The following is a 1,186-nucleotide window of genomic DNA, read 5'->3' on the forward strand; positions in this document are numbered from 1 at the left end:
TTAAGCGATTACAGAAGAAACCACACCCGCACCTACGGTACGACCACCTTCGCGAATCGCAAAGCGCAGACCTTCTTCCATAGCGATAGGCGCAATCAGTTCTACAGTAATGGTTACGTTCTCACCTGGCATTACCATTTCTACGCCTTCTTCCAAAGTAACTGCACCAGTTACGTCAGTAGTACGGAAGTAGAATTGTGGACGGTAGTTAGCGAAGAATGGAGTGTGACGACCACCCTCTTCTTTGCTCAGTACGTATACTTCTGCTTTGAATTTGGTGTGAGGAGTGATAGTACCTGGTTTAGCCAACACTTGACCACGCTCTACATCTTCACGTTTAGTACCACGCAGCAATACGCCTACGTTGTCACCTGCTTGGCCTTCGTCCAGCAGTTTGCGGAACATTTCAACACCGGTACAAGTGGTTTTTTGGGTTTCTTTCAGACCTACGATTTCGATCTCGTCACCAACGTGGATGATACCGCGCTCTACACGACCAGTTACTACTGTACCACGACCAGAGATAGAGAATACGTCTTCGATAGGCAACAAGAAAGGTTTGTCTACAGCACGCTCAGGTGTTGGGATGTAGCTGTCCAAGGCAGCAGCCAATTCGAAGATTTTTTCTTCGTAAGCAGCGTCACCTTCCAAAGCTTTCAATGCAGAACCTTGTACGATTGGGCAGTCGTCGCCTGGGAAGTCGTAGCTTGACAACAAGTCACGGATTTCCATTTCAACCAGTTCCAACAGCTCAGCATCGTCAACCATGTCGCATTTATTCATGAATACGATGATGTAAGGTACACCTACTTGGCGAGCCAACAGGATGTGTTCGCGAGTTTGTGGCATAGGACCGTCAGCTGCGGAACATACCAAGATCGCGCCGTCCATTTGGGCAGCACCGGTAATCATGTTTTTAACGTAGTCGGCGTGACCCGGACAGTCTACGTGTGCGTAGTGACGGGTCTCAGTTTCGTATTCTACGTGTGAGGTATTAATGGTAATACCACGAGCTTTTTCTTCAGGAGCGTTGTCGATTTGGTCGTAAGCTTTTGCAGCGCCACCGAATTTTTTAGCCAAAATAGTAGTCAAAGCAGCAGTCAGAGTGGTTTTACCATGGTCAACGTGACCGATGGTGCCAACGTTTACGTGCGGTTTGCTACGTTCAAATTTTTCCTTAGCCATG

1 protein-coding gene is annotated in these 1,186 nt (G+C 47.9%); it reads right to left on the minus strand.

The window, feature by feature from the left end:
• Complete coding sequence (tuf, locus tag HMPREF2560_RS00170; protein WP_002215366.1) at positions 1-1,185, minus strand: elongation factor Tu; 1,185 nt, start codon at positions 1,183-1,185, stop codon at positions 1-3.
• Position 1,186: the final 1 nt, after the last annotated feature.

The organism is Neisseria sp. HMSC078H04 (assembly GCF_001838135.1).
Classification (GTDB): domain Bacteria; phylum Pseudomonadota; class Gammaproteobacteria; order Burkholderiales; family Neisseriaceae; genus Neisseria.

Coding starts and splice junctions, on each gene's coding strand:
- tuf (WP_002215366.1), bottom strand. CDS start 1,185: ATGGCTAAGGAAAAATTTGAACGTAGCAAACCGCACGTAAACGTTGGC.